At 72.0% G+C, this 17,260-nt stretch carries 15 protein-coding genes, 1 tRNA gene and 1 other RNA gene; 4 read left to right on the top strand and 13 right to left on the bottom strand.

Annotated elements, in window-relative coordinates:
- Window positions 1-2: 2 nt before the first annotated feature.
- Both recR and ACFVTX_RS08835 read right to left on the bottom strand, forming a co-directional pair.
- Entirely contained in the window at window positions 3-599 is a 597-nt protein-coding gene (gene recR / locus ACFVTX_RS08840; protein ID WP_386899224.1) for a recombination mediator RecR, read from the bottom strand.
- Window positions 600-602: 3 nt separating this feature from the next.
- Window positions 603-3,023: a DNA polymerase III subunit gamma and tau gene (locus ACFVTX_RS08835; RefSeq protein WP_386899223.1), complete on the bottom strand. Its 2,421-nt coding sequence runs from the start codon at window positions 3,021-3,023 to the stop codon at window positions 603-605.
- A gap of 73 nt (window positions 3,024-3,096) precedes the next feature.
- On the opposite strand from ACFVTX_RS08835, the gene ACFVTX_RS08830 reads away from it, so the two are divergent.
- Window positions 3,097-3,474, top strand: a complete 378-nt coding sequence (locus tag ACFVTX_RS08830; protein ID WP_386899222.1) for a TraR/DksA family transcriptional regulator — start codon at window positions 3,097-3,099, stop codon at window positions 3,472-3,474.
- Between the two features lie 51 nt (window positions 3,475-3,525).
- Here the strand turns inward: ACFVTX_RS08830 and ACFVTX_RS08825 are convergent, their stop codons facing one another.
- The 7 genes from ACFVTX_RS08825 to ACFVTX_RS08795 form a co-directional block, all read right to left on the bottom strand.
- Window positions 3,526-4,662 (bottom strand): fatty acid desaturase family protein, encoded by a 1,137-nt coding sequence (locus ACFVTX_RS08825; protein WP_386899221.1) that lies wholly within the window; start codon window positions 4,660-4,662, stop codon window positions 3,526-3,528.
- A gap of 156 nt (window positions 4,663-4,818) precedes the next feature.
- Complete coding sequence (locus ACFVTX_RS08820; protein WP_386899220.1) at window positions 4,819-6,159, bottom strand: MFS transporter; 1,341 nt, start codon at window positions 6,157-6,159, stop codon at window positions 4,819-4,821.
- On the bottom strand, window positions 6,156-6,734 hold the full coding sequence (locus ACFVTX_RS08815) for a helix-turn-helix domain-containing protein (RefSeq protein ID WP_386899219.1): 579 nt from the start codon (window positions 6,732-6,734) through the stop codon (window positions 6,156-6,158). The genes ACFVTX_RS08820 and ACFVTX_RS08815 overlap by 4 nt, the downstream gene beginning before the upstream one ends.
- A 240-nt stretch (window positions 6,735-6,974) precedes the next feature.
- Window positions 6,975-8,186: an acetate/propionate family kinase gene (locus ACFVTX_RS08810; protein ID WP_386899218.1), complete on the bottom strand. Its 1,212-nt coding sequence runs from the start codon at window positions 8,184-8,186 to the stop codon at window positions 6,975-6,977.
- Window positions 8,183-10,351, bottom strand: coding sequence for a phosphate acetyltransferase (gene pta / locus ACFVTX_RS08805; RefSeq protein WP_386899217.1), 2,169 nt, complete (start codon window positions 10,349-10,351; stop codon window positions 8,183-8,185). The genes ACFVTX_RS08810 and pta overlap by 4 nt, the downstream gene beginning before the upstream one ends.
- The gene (locus ACFVTX_RS08800; protein WP_386899216.1) at window positions 10,270-11,070 is read right to left on the bottom strand and encodes a DUF998 domain-containing protein; all 801 of its coding nucleotides are present in this window, start codon (window positions 11,068-11,070) and stop codon (window positions 10,270-10,272) included. The genes pta and ACFVTX_RS08800 overlap by 82 nt, the downstream gene beginning before the upstream one ends.
- A gap of 328 nt (window positions 11,071-11,398) precedes the next feature.
- Window positions 11,399-11,905, bottom strand: a complete 507-nt coding sequence (locus tag ACFVTX_RS08795) for a uridine kinase (protein ID WP_386899215.1) — start codon at window positions 11,903-11,905, stop codon at window positions 11,399-11,401.
- A gap of 182 nt (window positions 11,906-12,087) precedes the next feature.
- Between ACFVTX_RS08795 and ffs the strand changes: the two genes are divergently transcribed.
- An RNA gene (ffs, locus tag ACFVTX_RS08790) (signal recognition particle sRNA small type) lies at window positions 12,088-12,184 on the top strand.
- Window positions 12,182-12,269: transfer RNA gene (locus tag ACFVTX_RS08785), tRNA-Ser, on the top strand. Before ffs ends, ACFVTX_RS08785 begins: the two co-directional genes overlap by 3 nt.
- A gap of 65 nt (window positions 12,270-12,334) precedes the next feature.
- Here the strand turns inward: ACFVTX_RS08785 and ACFVTX_RS08780 are convergent.
- Window positions 12,335-12,985: a DUF4190 domain-containing protein gene (locus ACFVTX_RS08780; RefSeq protein ID WP_386899214.1), complete on the bottom strand. Its 651-nt coding sequence runs from the start codon at window positions 12,983-12,985 to the stop codon at window positions 12,335-12,337.
- A 391-nt stretch (window positions 12,986-13,376) separates the two neighbouring features.
- On the opposite strand from ACFVTX_RS08780, the gene ACFVTX_RS08775 reads away from it, so the two are divergent.
- Window positions 13,377-13,985 (top strand): hypothetical protein, encoded by a 609-nt coding sequence (locus ACFVTX_RS08775; RefSeq protein ID WP_386899213.1) that lies wholly within the window; start codon window positions 13,377-13,379, stop codon window positions 13,983-13,985.
- 24 nt (window positions 13,986-14,009) lie between these two features.
- Here the strand turns inward: ACFVTX_RS08775 and ACFVTX_RS08770 are convergent, their stop codons facing one another.
- From ACFVTX_RS08770 to ACFVTX_RS08760, 3 genes are all read right to left on the bottom strand, one after another.
- Window positions 14,010-14,630: a GNAT family N-acetyltransferase gene (locus ACFVTX_RS08770; protein WP_386899212.1), complete on the bottom strand. Its 621-nt coding sequence runs from the start codon at window positions 14,628-14,630 to the stop codon at window positions 14,010-14,012.
- Window positions 14,631-14,713: 83 nt separating this feature from the next.
- A complete protein-coding gene (locus tag ACFVTX_RS08765; protein ID WP_386899211.1) occupies window positions 14,714-16,594 on the bottom strand; it encodes a helicase HerA-like domain-containing protein in 1,881 nt (626 codons plus the stop codon).
- Window positions 16,595-16,630: 36 nt separating this feature from the next.
- Window positions 16,631-17,110 (bottom strand): hypothetical protein, encoded by a 480-nt coding sequence (locus ACFVTX_RS08760; protein ID WP_386899210.1) that lies wholly within the window; start codon window positions 17,108-17,110, stop codon window positions 16,631-16,633.
- Window positions 17,111-17,260: the final 150 nt, after the last annotated feature.

Genomic DNA, 17,260 nt, shown 5'->3' with positions numbered 1-17,260 from the left:
GCTCAGCCGACCGTGCGCCGCCCCTCGAAGGCGCGGCCGAGGGTGACCTCGTCGGCGTACTCGAGGTCGCCGCCGACCGGCAGGCCCGAGGCGAGACGCGTGACCTTGATCTCGAGGGTGGTGAGCAGCCGGCTGAGGTAGGTCGCCGTCGCCTCGCCCTCGAGGTTGGGGTCGGTCGCGATGATGACCTCGACGACGGTGCCGTCGGCGAGCCGCTGCATGAGCTGACGAATACGGAGCTCGTCGGGACCGATGCCGTCGATCGGGCTGATCGCGCCGCCGAGCACGTGGTACAGCCCGCGGAACTCGCGGGTGCGTTCGATCGCGACGACGTCTTTCGCCTCTTCGACGACGCAGATGAGCGACGGGTCGCGGCGCGGGTCGCGGCAGATCGAGCAGGTCGCCTGCTCGCTGACGTTGCCGCAGATCTCGCAGAACCGCACCTTGTCGCGCACGGTCGACAGGATCTCGGCGAGCCGGGAGACGTCGAAGTGCTCGGTCTGCACGATGTGGAACGCGATGCGCTGCGCCGACTTCGGCCCGATGCCGGGCAGGCGGCCGAGCTCGTCGATCAGTTCTTGGACGATGCCTTCGTACATGGTCTAGCCACGCTCCCCGAAGCCGCGGACGGGCGCCTCGACCTCTTCGAGGAAGGCGGCCCCGAGCACCTCGCGTACAACGGCCTCGCCGTAGCGCTGGATTCCGCCGTCGGTCGTCGACGCGACCGGACGCGAGGGGGCGCGGCGCGGGGCGGCGGGCGGCGTGCGCGGCGAGGCAGCGGGAGGCCCGGCGGGGGCCGTGCGAGCGCGGTCGGCCGGGGGCGGAGGCGCATCGAACGGCTCGGGCTCGGGGCCCGGGTCGAACGGCGGTTCCTCGTCGAGCGGTGGCGCATCTGCGTCGTCGGGCACGAACTCGGGGATGCCGCCGGCCGGCTCGGCGGCAGGTGTCACCGGAGCTCCCGGTGCCGTCGCCGCGGACGGCCCGGGCTCGGGGACGGGGCGCTCGGCGAGCGCCGTCGCGGTACGCGCGGAGGCGGGCGCCGCTGCCGTGTCGCCGGAGCCCTCGGGCTCGGGGTCGCGCGGGATCGCGACGGTCGCCCATGAGTCGACCGGGCCGCTCGGCCGCTCGGCCGAGGCGGAGTTCGGGGCCGGAGCCGAGCCCGGTGCCGACGCGGCGGGCGCCGTCGTCGACCCCGACGAGGTCGGCGACGAACCCGTCGCGCTCGCTCCGCCCGCATCGGGCGCGGGCGCGCTCGGGGCCGAAGCCGCTCCCCCGTCGCCTCCGGGCGGTCGGTCCGGCGCCGGCGCATTCTGGCCGCCCCCTCCGCCGCCGCCGATGACCCGCGGCACGAACTTGACCGTCACGCCGAGCACCTCGGCGATCGCGGTGCGGAGGAGATCGGCGGCGGTCTGGCCGCCGCTGCCCGAGCGCAGCCCGTTGAGGTCGCCGGGGCTCGCGAAGCCGAGCACGAGCACGGCTTCGTCGGTGCGGTACTCGAGCACCTGGGCGGCGAGCGCCGCCATCCACGCGGTGCGCTTCGTCCGCTGGAGGACGCTCAGCACCTCGGGCCACGCATCGCGCATCTGCTGCACCGTGACGGGGCCGGTCGGGCGCGAGCGCGGTGCCGGCTCGACCGGGGCCGACTCGGCCGCGACCGGTTCGGCGGGTGCGGAAGCCGGTGCGGAAGCCGGTGCGGAAGCCGGAGCGGGGGCCGGAGCGGGACTCGGTGCCGGTGCGGAAGCCGGAGCGGGACCCGGTGCCGGTGCCGGTGCCGAGGGCACACCTGCCGCGGGCTCGGCCGCGCGGGCAGCGGCTGCTGGAGGCGCGGTCGCCGGTGCGGGCGCCGCCGCCACGACACCGCCTTCGACGGCCCGCTCGAGCCGCTCGACGCGGGCGAGCGCGCCGCGCGCGGAGTCGTCGCTCGCGGGCACGAGCACCCGCGCGAGCATGAGCTCGAGGTGCAGGCGCGGCGAGGTGGCACCGGTCATCTCGGTGAGGGTCTGGCTGACGAGATCGGCGACACGCGACAGCTCGGCGGGGCCGAAGGCCCGGGCCTGGGCGGCCATGCGGGCGAGCTCGTCTTCGGGCACGCCGCGCAGCACGGCGGCGGCCGCCTCGGGTGTCGATGCGGCGACGACGATAAGGTCGCGCAGCCGCTCGAGCAGGTCTTCGACGAATCGGCGCGGGTCCTGGCCCGTCTGCACGACACGGTCGGCGGCGGCGAACGCCCCGGCGGCGTCATGCGCCCCGATCGCGTCGATGACCTCGTCGAGGAGGGCGCCGTGCGTGTAGCCGAGCAGGGCGACCGCCCGCTCGTAGTCGATCGACGAGCCTTCGGAGCCGGCGATCAGCTGGTCGAGCAGCGACAGCGTGTCACGGGGCGAGCCGCCGCCGGCGCGCACCACGAGTGCGAGCACGCCCGGCTCGACCGAGATGCCCTCTTCAGTGCAGAGCTGCTGCACGTACTCGAGCATCGGCGCGGGCGGCACCAACCGGAACGGGTAGTGGTGGGTTCGCGAGCGGATGGTGCCGAGCACCTTGTCGGGCTCGGTCGTCGCGAAGATGAACTTGATGTGCTCGGGCGGCTCTTCGACGATCTTGAGGAGCGCGTTGAACCCGCCCGAGGTCACCATGTGCGCCTCGTCGATGATGAAGATCTTGTAGCGGTCGCGCGCCGGGGCGAAGATCGCTCGCTCGCGCAGGTCGCGCGCATCGTCGACGCCGCCGTGGCTGGCCGCGTCGATCTCGACGACGTCGAGTGACCCGCCCCCGCCGCGGGACAGCTCGACACAGCTGGGGCACACCCCGCACGGGGCATCCGTCGGGCCTTCTGCGCAGTTCAGGCAGCGCGCGAGGATGCGCGCCGACGTCGTCTTGCCGCAGCCGCGCGGGCCGCTGAACAGGTAGGCGTGATTGACCCGATCGGTGCGGAGCGCCGTCATCAGCGGCTCCGTCACCTGGGACTGGCCGATCATCTCGGCGAACGTCTCTGGCCGGTAGCGGCGATATAGGGCGGTGACCACGAATCAATCGTAGTTGCCGCGTCCGACACCGCTTCCGGATGCCTCGGGCGTACTATGCACGCACGGAAGGAGCGTGATCACGGTGACGACGATGACTCCGGCTCAGCTCGCACGATTCGAGGCCCGTCTGCTGGCCGAACGCGCGGAGGCCGCCGAGCGCGCCGCCGAGTTCGGCGATGTGATGGGCGAGGTCCGCGCCGCCCGTTCGGGCGCGAGCGCCGACGACGAGCACGACCCAGAGGGCCCGACGATGACGCAGGAGTGGTCGCAGCGCACCGCCGTGCTCGCCGACGCCCAGCACGAGCTCACCGAGGTCGACCTCGCGCTCGCCCGCATCGCCGACGGCAGCTACGGGGTGTGCAGCCGATGCGGCAAGCGCATCACGGTCGCCCGCCTCGACGCGCGCCCCACTGCGACGCTCTGCATCGACTGCGCCCGCCTCGAGCGCTGAGCGCGCAGCGAACGCAGCGCAAGCGCCCGCGCGCCCCGCGCCCGCGCGCCCTCAGTCGCGCCGTCGGTACGACTGGATCATCGGGCAGTCGAAGGGGTCGCGCGCGGCGAGCCCGACCCGGTTGAGGTAGGCGATGACGATGCCGTACGACTCGAACAATCCGGTCTCGGTGTAGGGGATGTCGTTCTCGCGGCAGTACTCGCGCACGATCTCCTGCGTGCGCTTGAGCGCCGGACGCGCCATGCTCGGGAAGAGGTGGTGCTCGATCTGGTAGTTGAGCCCGCCCATGAGCGAGTCCATGAAGCGCCCGCCGCGGATGTTGCGGCTCGTGAGCACCTGACGCTCGAGGAAGTCGACGCGGACGCCCCGCGGGATGAGGGGCATGCCCTTGTGGTTCGGCGCGAACGAGGCGCCCATGTAGACGCCGAAGACGCCGAGCTGCACGGCGAGGAAGGCGACGGCCAGGAGCGGCGGGAACGCCCAGAACACGATCGCGGTGACCGCGATGAGGCGCACGGCGACGAGCGTGAGCTCGAGCCCGCGGCGCTTCACGGTGTTGCGGCGGTCGACGAGGTGCCGGATGCCGTGCACGTGCAGGTTGAGGCCCTCGAGCAGCAGCAGCGGGAAGAACAGGTACCCCTGCTTGCGCGTGATCAGCCTGACGAGGCCCCGGCTCGCCGCGGCGTCCTCTTCGAGGAACGAGATCGTGTCCTTCGCGATGTCGGGGTCGCGACCGATCACGTTGGGGTTGCCGTGGTGGCGGGTGTGCTTGTTCATCCACCAGCTGTAGCTGATGCCGACGACGAGGTCGGCGAGGAAGAGCCCGGCCCAGTCGTTCGCAGGACCCGAACGGAGGATCTGCCGGTGCGAGGCCTCGTGCGCCATGAAGGCGAACTGGGTGAACACGACGCCGAGCACGGCCGCGACGGCGAGCTGCCACCACGAGTCGCCGAGCAGGACTGAGGCGGTGATCGCTGCGCCGAGCACGAGGGTCCAGAACACGGCCTTGCGGACGTAGAACCCGACGAAGCGGTCGAGCAGCCCTTCGGCCTTGATCTGCCGCGAGAGCCGGGCGAAGCCGCTCTGCGCGGGATCGACCGCGTCCTCGCGGCGACGGCCCGCCGTGAGGATGACGGGCGACAACGTGCCCAGGTTCGTGTCGGGGCGGTCGTCGACCTGCAGGCTCACGTGCGCTCATCTCGTCGTGGGGCTTCGACCGGCGGGGGTTTCCGATCGCTCCGTGAGCGTACGAACCTCATTCCGTGCGGCGCATCACACGGCTGAGCCATTCGCACCCCCTACCGCGGTAGGGGGTACGAACGCCATGAGCGGCGGCCGGATGCCTCAGGCCGCGGCCCGTTCGGAGCGCAGCGCCCCGAACGACCGGAGGTAGAGCGGGCTCGTCGCGAGCACGAGGTACACGACGGCGCACACTGTGACCGTCGGCACGAGCCCCGCCTGCTCGGCGGCGAGACCGCCGAGCAGGGCGCCGAGCGGCATCGTCGCGGCGACGCCGGCCGTCGTCACGCCGAACACGCGCGCCCGCATGCCGTCGGGCACGAGCCCGTACATCGCGGTCTGGATCATCGGGTTGATCGCCCCCGCCGCGAGTCCCGACAGGGCGAGCACGGGCAGCAGCACGGGCGCGGGAGCGCCGAGCGCCATCGCGAGGTACGGCACCGTGCCGGCGAAGGTGAAGCAGAGGGCGAACATGAGCCGCCCCGAGAACCGGTGCCCGATCGCCCCGAAGAGGAGCGAGCCGGTCAGCGCGCCCGCGGCGAAGCATCCGACCATGAAACCGAGCATGGCCGGGTCGCCGAGCACCTCGGTCGCATAGAGGGGCTTCAGCACCGTCATGCCGGCCGCGTCGATCGCGTTCGTGAGGGTCACGAGCAGCACGATCGAGCGCAGCAGGGGCGAGGATGCCACGAAGCGGAGCCCCTCGAGGAACCCGCCGCGCGGGGCGCCCTCCCGCGGCTCGGCGGTCTCGGGCCGCGCTCGCTCCGCGTCGAGGCGGCGCGGCACGAAGCAGAGCACGAGCAGCGCCGAGACGACGAAGCCGCCGGCGTCGACGACGAGCGCCGGCATCGGGCCGAGGAAAGCGACGAGCGCGCCCGCCGTGCCCGCGCCGAGCATCATCGCCGTGCGCTGCACGGCCGACTGGGCTCCCGCGGCCCGTTCGATCGGCCAGTGCGCGAGCTTCGCGAGGTCGGGCGTCATCGACGTCTTCGCCGTGTCGCCGGGCGGGTCGAGGAGCCCGCCGAGGAAGACGAGGGCGAGCATCGCGCCGAACGGCAGGCCGACGGTCGCATGGAGCAGCGGGATCGCGAGCACCGTGACCGCGCTCGCGAGGTCGGCGACGATCGACGACGGCCGGTAGCCGAAGCGATCGACGAGCACTCCGCCGAGCGCGCCGCCGATGACGATCGGCACCGTGGCGAAGACGCCGACGACGCCCGCCGCGAGCGGCGAACCCGTCTGCTGCAGCGCGATGATCGGCAGCGCCACGAGCGCGATCGCGTTGCCGCCGATCGAGAAGAGGGCCGCGGCGAGGTTCGCGAGGAGCGGCAGGCGACGGCGCGGTGCTTCGCTCCCAGCCGGTCGAGCAGGCGCGCCGGCGCTCTCAGCCGGTCGAGTAGGCGCGCCAGCGCGGTATCGAGGCCCGTCGATCTGCGTCTCGCTCATGCCTCGCTCCTCGGGAAGGTGTGGGTGATCCAGCGCACGGCTCGGGTGCCCTCGCGGGGCTCGCGGCCGTATCGCTGCCATTTCTCGCGCACGGCCGCGAGCTCGGCGGTGAGCTCGCGGAACTCGTCGAGGGTGAGGTGCCCGCCGCCGTCGCTCGAGTCGGAGGCGGCGACCCACGCGTCGTCGAGGCCGAGCTCGGCGTCGAGCGCGGCGACGAGGTCGCGGTGGTACGAGTCGAGCACGGTGCGCCGCATCGCCTCGGCCGCTTCGCGCCGCTCGGGGTCGCCGAGGTAGTCGCCGGCGTCGAGCGTCGTCATCTCGTGCGCCGCACGCCACCATCGCTCGCGGCCGTCGCGTTCGCGCTCGGGCGCCGGCTCGATGAAGCCGTGCTTCGCAAGGGTCGACAGGTGGTAGCTGATCGAGCCGGATGCCGCGCCCGTCGCCTCGGCGAGCATGCCGACCGAGTGCGGGCCGTCCATGCGGAGGAGGCCGAGGATGCGCAGGCGCAGCGGGTGCGCGAGTGCGCGCATGGAGCCCGCGTCGTGCAGGCCGATCGAGTTCTCGTGTTCGCTCACAGGTCGATCGTAACTCTGCAAGACTTCTTGCACAATACTTCTTGCGTAATTCCTTGCTGGTCGAGGAGCATCCCGTTGGTCGAGGAGCGCGCGACGAAGGAGCACGCGTCTCGAGACCACCTCACCGGGTTTCGAGACGCGTCGCGCTGCGCGCCGGCGCTCCTCAACCACCGGGAAGGGTTCGCTGGTTGAGGAGCGCCCGACGGAGTCGGACGCGTCTCGAAACCAGGTGAGCGGCGCTCAGGCGGAGACGGCCTCGAGGGTCTGGCGCGCGATCTCGAGCTCCTCGTTCGTCGGCACGACGAGGACCGTCACGGCCGAGGCGTCGCTCGAGATCACCCGGGTCTCCCCCGAGTGTTCGGCGTTGCGCTCGGGGTCGAGCTCGATGCCGAGCCGCTCGAGCCCGGCGAGCGCCGCCGCCCGCACGGGCGCCGAGTTCTCACCCACTCCTGCGGTGAACGAGATCACGTCGACGCCGCCGAGCTGGGCGAGATACGCCCCGATGTACGCCTTGAGGCGGTGCGCGTACACCTCGAGCGCGAGGGTCGCCTTCTCGTCGCCCGACTCCGCGGCGGCGACGAGGTCGCGCATGTCGGCGTGACCGCCGAGCCCGAGGATGCCGCTGCGCCGGTTGAGCAGGTCGTCGAGCGCATCGGCGTCGAAGCCTGCTCGCCGCTGCAAGTGCAGCAGGATCGCCGGGTCGAGGTCGCCCGAGCGGGTGCCCATGACGAGCCCCTCGAGCGGCGTCATGCCCATGCTCGTGTCGACCGACTCGCCACCGGCGACCGCGCACGCGGAGGCGCCGTTGCCGAGGTGCAGCACGATCTGCGCGAGCTCCTGCACCGGGCGACCGACGAATGCGGCCGCGGCCCGCGACACGTAGCGGTGCGAGGTGCCGTGGAACCCGTACCGGCGGATGCGGTGCTTCGCCGCGACCTCGCGGTCGATCGCATAGCTGTAGGCCGCCGCCGGCATCGTCTGGTGGAACGCCGTGTCGAACACCGCCACGTGCGGCACCTCGGGGAACGCCCGCTGCGCCGCCTCGATTCCCGCGAGGTTCGCCGGGTTGTGGAGCGGTGCCAGCGTCGAGAGCTCGTCGATGTTGATCTTCACGAGGGGCGTGACGATCGTCGGCTCGAAGAAGCGGGCGCCGCCCTGCACCACCCGGTGGCCGACCGCGACCGGCGCGTACCGTTCGAGCGACGGACCGTGCGCGGCGAAGCCCTCGAGCATGACCTCGAACGCGGCGAAGTGGTCGGCGACGTCGAACGCGGCGTCCCACGTCGTGGCGAGACTGTCGTTCTCAGGCCCCTCGTGGCGGTGTCTGGCCCGACCGCCCTCGAGGCCGATGCGTTCGACGAGCCCGCTCGCGACCGCCTCGCCCGAGGCGGTGTCGACCAGTTGGTACTTCAGCGACGACGAGCCCGAGTTGATGACGAGGACGATGCTCACGAGGCATCCGCCGCCTGGATCGCCGTGATGGCCACGGTGTTCACGATGTCCTGCACGAGCGCCCCCCTCGAGAGGTCGTTGACGGGCTTGCGCATGCCCTGCAGCACGGGCCCGATCGCGACGGCGCCCGCCGAGCGCTGCACCGCCTTGTACGTGTTGTTGCCCGTGTTGAGATCGGGGAAGACGAACACCGTCGCCCGCCCCGCGACATCCGAATCGGGGAGCTTCGTGCGCGCGACCGCGGCGTCGGCGGCGGCGTCGTACTGGATCGGCCCCTCGACCGCGAGCTCGGGCGCGCGCTCGCGCACGAGCTCGGTCGCGCGCCGCACTTTGTCGACGTCGGCGCCTGCGCCCGACTCCCCCGTCGAGTACGAGAGCATCGCGATGCGCGGCTCGATGCCGAACTGGGCCGCGGTGGCCGCCGAGGAGATCGCGATGTCGGCGAGCTGCTCGGCCGTCGGGTCGGGCACGATCGCGCAGTCGCCGTAGACGAGCACGCGGTCGGCGAGCGCCATGAGGAACACGCTCGACACGACCTCGACGCCCGGCTTCGTCTTGATGATCTCGAAGGAGGGGCGGATCGTGTGCGCGGTCGTATGCGCCGCCCCCGAGACCATGCCGTCGGCGTAGCCGAGCTCGACCATCATCGTGCCGAAGTACGACACGTCCTGCACGCGTTCGCGCGCCTGCTCGAGGGTGACGCCCTTGTGCGCGCGACGCTTCTGGTACTCCTCGGCGAAGCGGGTCACGTAGACGAAGTCGTGGTTCGACAGCACCTGCGCCCGCGAGATGTCGAGGCCGAGGCCGATCGCGCGCGACCGCACCTCGATCTCCTCGCCGAGGATGGTGAGGTCGGCGACATCGCGGGCGAGGAGCGTGGCCGCGGCCCGCAGGATGCGGTCGTCGTCGCCCTCGGGCAGCACGATGTGCTTGCGCCCGCTGCGCGCACGCTCGAGGAGGCCGTACTCGAACATGAGGGGCGTGACGACCTCGGGCCGAGCGATCTCGAGGCGGTCGAGCAGCGCCGGGCCGTCGACGTGCTGCTCGAAGAGGGCGAGCGCGGTGTCGCGCTTGCGCTGCGACTCGGCGGCGAGGCGCCCGCGGGTGTGGGTGATCGCGAGGGCCGTCTCGTAGCTCGAGAGCGGGGTGCGGATGATCGGCAGGCCCGCCTTCAGCCCGTCGATGAGGCGCTCCATGTCGCCCGAGAGCGGGAACCCGCCGTTCAGCACGATGCCCGAGATCGACGGGAACGTCGCCGAGGTATGCGCGGTGAGCACGCCGAGCAGCACCTCGGTGCGGTCGCCCGGCACGATCACGACACTGCCCTCGATGAGGCGCGCGAGCACGTTCTCCATCGACATCGCGGCGATCACGACGCCGAGCGCCTCGCGGTCGAGCAGGTCGGGGTCGCCCGCGTACAGCTCGCCGTCGACGGCGTGCATGATCGAGCGCATCGAGGGCGCGACGAGGAACTGGTCTTCGGGGATCGCCCAGACGGCGACGGATGCCCCGCCCACGGGCCGCGCGGCCGGCGCCCCGGCGCGCCCCGATTCAGAGGCGGTCTGCACCGCCCCCACGATCTCGCCGAGGTGCTCGGGGTCGGCGCGGTTCACGACGATGCCGAGGAGCGAGGCGTGCTCGCGCTCGAGCTCCTCCAGCGCGAGTTCGGTGAGCTGGGCGAGCTCGTCGGCGGTGCGCGCCTCGGTGTCGCCGAGGTGCTCGCTGCGCCCGCGCCCCTGGCCTTCGCCGACGCGGCCGCCGAGCACGAGCAGCACGGGGGCGCCGAGGTTCGCGGCGATGCGCGCGTTGTAGGCGAGCTCGGTGGGGCTGCCGACGTCGGTGAAGTCGGAACCGATGATGACGACCGCGTCGCAACGTCCCTCGATGGCCTTGAACCGACGGACGATCGTCGCGAGGGCGGCGTCGGGGTCGGCGTGCACCTCTTCGTAGGAGACGCCGATCGCCTCGTCGTAGTCGAGCGGCACCACGCCGTCGTGGGCGAGGAGCAGTTCGAGCACGTAGTCCCGCTCGGCGGTCGACCGGGCGATCGGCCTGAACACGCCGACGCGCGTCGCGCGGTGGGTCAGGGTGTCGAGCGTCCCGAGGGCGACGGTGGACTTGCCGGTGTTGCCCTCGGCCGAGCAGATGTAGATGCTGTGCGCCACGCACCCAGCCTATTCGGCGTGTGCGCCGTCGGTTCTGAGAGTCTCCGGTCAGTCGGCCGCCCGGTCACGATGCGGTGCTGCGTCAGCCAGGACAGGGCGGCGAGCCACAGCAGCGCCGCCGTCGTCGCGACGAGTTCGAGCCAACCGCCGAGGTCGGTCGCGACGCCGGCGAGCGAGAGGATGCCGCCGGTCGCCGAGGTCGCGATGACCAGCAGGATGCTCGGGGCGGCGAGGGCCGCATAGGCCCGCCCGAGCCGGAGGGTCTGGATGATGGCCACGCCCGCCAGGGCGAAGCCGGTGACGGCGGCGATGGTGTGCACGGCGTCCTGCGGGGCGGCGGCGGAGCTGAACGGGATCGGACAGCCCGTCGTGCACGGCACGGCCGCGCCGACGGCGAACATCGCGCTGGCGCCGATGAGGCTCGTGCTCACCGCCCATGCGCCGAACAGCCCGCGCCCGCTGCGCATGCCCCAGAGCCCGATCGCCGAGGCGGCGCCGCCGAGCGCCACCAGCCCGAGCGAGAGGTTGAACGCGGTCGCGGTGATCTCGCCGGCGGCGCCGAGCCCGCTCACGTAGGTGTTGCCGGGGAAGACGATGCGCGCCGCCCACATCATGCCGAGCGCGAGCAGGACGAGGCCGGGGCCGACGAGACGCAGGGCCATCGCCGTCGGGCCGCCGAGCCAGCGTGCGGTGGGCGGGGAGACGTTCGAGTGGGGCATCATTCCACGCTAGGAACACGACTGCACGGTGTCGTCGGCGTCGGGTGCCGTCGTGGTGGCACCCGGGGTCCATCCTCATGACCGCGCCATCCGTCGGGAGGATGACGTGCGCGACGCGACGGGGTCGGGTTCCTGCGGTACCGGCCGGTGCTCGCGAACGAGCGCCTCGAGTCGGCGCGCGGGTAGGGCGAAGGGGCCGGATGCCTCGTGCGGCGTGCACTCCGAGGCATCCCACTCGCTCGCGCTTCTCAGGACCAGCCGTCAGCTGCGGTGAGAGGCGACCCCATCGACCGTCTCGTCCTGAAATGTGCGGGGCATCGGGCCCGGCTCAACGCGTGTCGACGATGAGGTGCGCCTGATCGCGCGGCCCGAACCGCCTGGCGAAGTCTCGTTCGTTCGGCACCCAGACCTCGTCCCAGAGCCGATCGTGGCGGCGCCCCAGTGCTTCGTCGCGCGCCTTGCCGCGCCGCGCGGCCGTCTCGAGATCGAGATCGACCCAGACGCGGAGGTCGAGCAGATCGACCGTCTCGGGGTGGAAGAGCCCGATCAGGTCGACGACGAGCACCTCGGCACTCGGCAACGGGCGCGGCTCGCCGAGGCGCCGCGCACTCCAGTCGAACGGGCGGAACTCGCTGCGGCGCCCCTCGCGGAACGGACGCAGCACCTCATCGGCGAGGCGGCCGCGCTCGACCCCGTCCCAGTCGCTCGACCGCAGGTGCGACCGCACCGGATCGAGGAAGTCGTCGCCGCGCATCCGCGCGACGCCGGCGCCCGCACCCGCACCCGCACCGGCACCGAGTTCGACGAGGGCGCGCGAGCGTCGACTTGCCCGCACCGCAGAAGCCAGAGACGCCGACCACGATCGGCCGACCGGCCGCCGCCCGGGCAACCGCCACCCGCTCGAAGACGACGGCGGGATCGGCCGTGACGATGGGATCTGGCATCAGCCCAAGCTACCCCGCCGCGCGCCCGGACGACCGTGGTTCATCGACGCCCCTCCGCTCGGGTAGACTTGCCTGCGGCTCCCCACGTGGCGCCATCCAGGCCAACTCCCCCAGGGCGGAAACGCAGCAAGGGTAACCGGGCTCTGGCGGGTGCGTGGGGGGTCACTGGAGGATTCGCCTAGTGGCCTATGGCGCACGCTTGGAAAGCGTGTTGGGTGAAAGCCCTCAGGGGTTCGAATCCCCTATCCTCCGCCAAGCCGATTGAGCCCCTCCCACCGATTCTTGTTCGGTGCAGAGGGGCTTTCTCGTACCGCTCGCGGCTACTGCGGCCGGGTGCTGACGTGCGCCGAGGTCGGCGTGCAGGTGTAGACGGCGTCGCCGATCTCGTGCACGCCCGAGCCGAGCCGACCGCAGGTCTGGAAGAGGTCGACGAACGACCCCGCGGCGAGCGCGAGCAGGATGACGGCGCACAGTACGCCCGCACCCCCGATGATGACGCCTGCCAGCGCCAGCGGGTTCTTCACTCCTGCCTTCTTCGACTGGGCGAGCGCCACCCAGCTGAGAATGAGGCCGACGAGGTTCAGTCCGCCGACGAGCGCCAGCACGAAGCCGACGATCCCGAGCGTCTTGCCCGGCACTTCCCGCCGCGGATCCTCCGCCCACGCGCGCTGCGTGTCGCGTTCGTCGAGCAACGCGTGCAACTGCATCACCATCGACTCGAAGCGGCGCTGGGCGTCGGCGTCGGAGAGCTGCACCGCCAGCAGCCGCGGCTCATCGGTGAAGAGGCGGCGCAGCGCCATCGCCGCTGCAGCGCTCTCGCCGTTGCGCATCCGCTCGCTCTCGAACCGGAGGTTCCGTGCCCATGCGGCCCGGTCGGCGTCGTCGAGCAGGGCGACGAGTTCATCGAGCAGTCGGATCGTGCGTGCGTCGACGGTTTCAGGCGGGGCGATGGGCGCAGGAGGCTGCGACATGCGGCTCCATTCGGGTGGAGTTGCGTGGGACGCCCGCCGCAACAGCGCGGCTCGAGCGGTGGATCAGGAGGATGCTATCGGCCCGCGCGGCCCCTGCGCCACGGGTGCGCCCGAAGGCGCAACGGCTTCTCCTCCCCCGGGTGGATTGCATCGTCGGCGGAACCGCCTAGGCTGTCCTGAGCCGGGTCGTGAGGGCCCGAGGTGTCGACGAAGACGACGGCAGCCTCGTTGACCCCACGACACCGGCGCCGCCCCGCTCCCGCGCACCGTCGCCACGCCCCGCGAAGCCCCGCTCTCACCCGGATTTCCGCGCTGCGCGCACCCCGAGGCATCCCGTGTCCTCATTAATGCGGAATAGCGGTGTCTCCCGATGCAGCGCATGATGTGAGAGATGTCAGCGGCACCGATGAACACGAGGAGCGGGGACGCAGGGGGCTCCTTCATCGGCACCGCGGCAGCAGGGGGCGACGGCCTCAGGGTGATCACCCTGAGGCCGCGTCGCTCACTGGGCTGGAGCTACGGGCTCGCCCTCACCGCACTCGTCGTGCCGCTGCTCGCAGCCGAGCTGTGGATCCTCGATCCGCAGAAGGCGTGGCCCATCGTCGCGGCCACCGCGGCGATGCTCGGCGTCGTGCTCGGACTCGCGTGGGTCGCCTATCGCCGCGCGCACGTGTCGGTCAGCCGGTACGGCATCGTCGAGCGCGGGTTCTTCGGCTCGACGACGACGGTCGCCGCGCGCGACGTCGCCCGAGTGCTCCGCCTGCAGCTGTACCGGCCGAACAGCCTCGACACCACCGACGAGCTCTTCGTGGTGTGCCGAGGCGGGCGCGGCCGATTCCGCATGCGGGGCCGTTTCTGGGACGCACCGACGATGGACCTCGTCGCCGAGACCCTCGGTGTCGACGAGACGACCCGCAGCGAACCGGTGACGCTCGCCGAGCTGCGCGAGAGCGACCCGTCGCTGCTCTACTGGTTCGAGCGGCGCTCGCTGCTCGCCTGAGCTCAGCTCGTCGCGAGCGGCTCGTCAGCTCGTCGCGATGCCGAGCCGCGGCGACTGCGGCGTGCTCGACGGCAGCTCGTGGAACCCCAGCCGGTCGTAGAACGCCCGTGCCGCGGTGTTCTCCGCGGCGAGCCCGAGGTGGAGCGCCGGCACGCCGCGTGCGGCGAGTTCGGCGCGGACGGTGTCGATGAGCCGTCGCCCGAAGCCCTGCCCCTGCAGATCGGGCAGCAGGTCGATGTGCAGGTGTGCGGGGTACTCGGCGAGTTCGGGCACGAGCATCCGTTCGGGTCGGAGGCCCGCGTCGATGAGTTCGGCCTCGGTGAACGCGGGCGCGTGCACGGTGGGCGAGCCCGCGGCCGGATGCCTCGCCGCGAAGCCGGGCGCCCACTCGCGCCGCCACCACTCGACGAAGGCGGCGGTGTCGGCGATCGCCATCACGTACCCGTAGGCGCGGCCGGTGTCGGTGTCGGCCACGACGAACGCGAGTTCGGGCGCGTACTCGACGTACGGCAGGGCGAACACCTCGGGCATGAGCGTGTCGTCGGAGTACACCCCCGTCGCGTCGCCGCCGGCCGCCGCGGTGCGCAGGCAGATCAGCGCGACATCCTCGCGGTCGTCGGGGTGGTACGGGCGGATCTCGAACACGTGTCCATCTTTCCCGATCGGTGAGGGGTCTCGAGACGCGTCGCCTGCGGCGGCGCTCCTCGACCGACGGAGCAGGGGCGGGCTCAGCGGCGCTTCGCCATCCCGAAAATGCCGGTCAGCACCTGGGTGATGACCTTCTGCGTCGACTTCGAGCCGAGCACCTGCTCGAGGGTCGAGCGCTGCGACGAACGCGACCGCGAGCCGCCCGCCCGCGCGGAGCCGGAGGTCTTCTTCAGCAGCCGGTCGTACTCGGCCTGCGCCTTCTTGTCGGCCTTCGCCGCGTCGGCCTGGATCTTCGCCTGCATCTTCGCGTACTCGGCATCGGCTTTCGCCTTGGCCTCGGCCGCCTCGGCGGCATCGGCTGCGGCCGCCGCGTCGGCCATGCGCTTCGTGAGCAGTTCGTGGGCCGATTCGCGGTCGATGGCGGTGCCGTACTTCGCCATCAGCGGGGATGCCGCGACGGCGGCGTCGATCGAGGCGTCGGCGCTCGGCGACATGGAGGCCTGGGGCGCACGGAGGCGGGTCCACACGACGGGCGAGGGGGCGCCCTTCTCGTTCATGACGGTGACGATCGCCTCGCCCGTGCCGAGCACGGTGAGGGTCTCTTCGAGGTCGTAGCCCGACGTCGGGTAGGTCGAGACGGTCGCGCGCAGCGCCTTGGCGTCGTCGGGCGTGAAGGCGCGCAGCTGGTGCTGCACGCGCGAGCCGAGCTGGGCGAGCACGTCGCCGGGCACGTCCTTCGGGGTCTGCGTGACGAAGAACACGCCGACGCCCTTCGAGCGGATGAGCCGCACGGTCTGCACGACCTGCGCGAGGAACTCCTTCGACGCGTCCGCGAAGAGCAGGTGCGCTTCGTCGAAGAAGAACACGAGCTTGGGCTTGTCGAGGTCGCCGACCTCGGGGAGGCCGGAGTACAGGTCGGCGAGCAGCCACATGAGGAACGTCGAGTACAGCGCCGGCTTGTCGGCGACCCCGGGCACCTCGAGCAGGCTGATCACGCCGCGGCCGTCGGCGGCGGTGCGCAGGAACTCGGCGGTGTCGATCTCGGGTTCGCCGAAGAACACGTCGGCGCCCTGGTCGGCGAAGGTGATGAGTTCGCGGAGGATGACGCCGACGGTCGCCTTCGACAGCCCGCCGAGGCCTTCGAGCTCGGGCTTGCCGTCGTCGCTCACGAGGTAGGCGAGCACGGCGCGGAGGTCGTCGAGGTCGAGGAGGGCGAGCCCGTTCTTGTTGGCGTAGTGGAAGACGAGCCCGAGGCTCGACTCCTGCGTGTCGTTGAGGCCGAGCACCTTCGAGAGCAGCAGCGGCCCGAAGCCCGAGATCGTCGCACGGATGGGCACCCCGCGGCCGACGCCGCCGAGCGAGAAGAACTCGGTCGGGAAGCTCGCGGCGCTCCACGCCTGCCCGATGCCCTCGGTGCGCTTCAGGAGCTTCTCGTTGCCCTCGCCCGGCGTCGCGACGCCGGAGAGGTCGCCCTTGATGTCGGCGGCGAACACGGCGACGCCGTTCGCGGCGAGCTGCTCGGCGAGCACCTGCAGCGTGCGCGTCTTGCCGGTGCCCGTTGCGCCGGCGACGAGCCCGTGCCGGTTCGTCATCGCGAGCGGGATGCGCACCGGGACATCCGGCAGCGCCTCGCCGTTGACGAGCGCTCCCATCTCGAGCGCGGGGCCCTCGAAGGCGTAGCCGGCGCGCACCGCATCGACCTCGGCCGGTTCGAGCGGGCCGGATGCCGCGGGGCCGGCCGGTGCGGCGGCATCCGGCTCGGCCGGGGCGGGAGCGGGAGCGGGAGCGGGAGCGGGTGCTGCCGCCGTCTGCGCTGCGGCTGCAGCGGCGGCGGCCTGCGCGAGCGCCGCCGCCTCTTCGGCGGCCTTGATCGCCGCCTCGGCCTGCGCCTGCAGCGCCTTCGCCGCCGCGGCGGCCGCAGCCGCCGCCTCCTGTGCCTGCTTCACCGCGTCGTCCGACATGTGCCGATCCTACTGACGCCCGCGGCTGCGCCCTCCTCACAGCGGACGTGACTCCGCGATCGCGCGGGTCAGCCCAGCCGGGTTGAACAGGCTGAGCCCCGTCGCCGAGATCACCTCGACCGGCGACCCGAGCATCCGCTGCACCTGCTCGGCGAGGAACGGGGCAGCGCCACCGCCCATCGCGAGATCGGTCTCGACGAGCAGGACGAGGTGGTCGGCGTGCTCGCGGTACTCGTCGTCGAGCACCCGGGGGTTCGCGGCGCCGTGCTTGTCGAACAGTCGCAGGAGTTCGGGGCGGCGCAGCGCGAGCCGCTCGTCGAGCGGAAGCGCAGAATACGCGACGCGTCCGCCTTCGTCGCGATCGGGTCGTCGTGACTCGGCGAACTCGATGACGGCTTCGCGCACGACCGCCTTCTTGGTCGTCTTCAGGAGATAGGCGAGCTCACTGACGAGTTCGTCGGTCGCGAGATCGACCTTGATCGGCTTCTCGGGAATGTCGGCCTCCTCGTCGTCCACGGTCAGCGACCGTTCCCTCCGCAGAACCGGTACCGAAGTACCGAAGTACCGCGCCGCTCCCGAGGACACTCTCTCGCGCGAGGAGCGGTGTGGGACGGGGAGGAGGGCGAAACGATCGCGGATCCGCGCTGCGGCCGGTGGTTGAGGAAC

The sequence above is a fragment of the Agromyces sp. NPDC058136 genome (genome assembly GCF_042884375.1).
Lineage (GTDB): Bacteria > Actinomycetota > Actinomycetes > Actinomycetales > Microbacteriaceae > Agromyces.
Note: the sequence above shows the minus strand (reverse complement) of the source record. Positions and strands in the feature narration are given on the sequence as shown.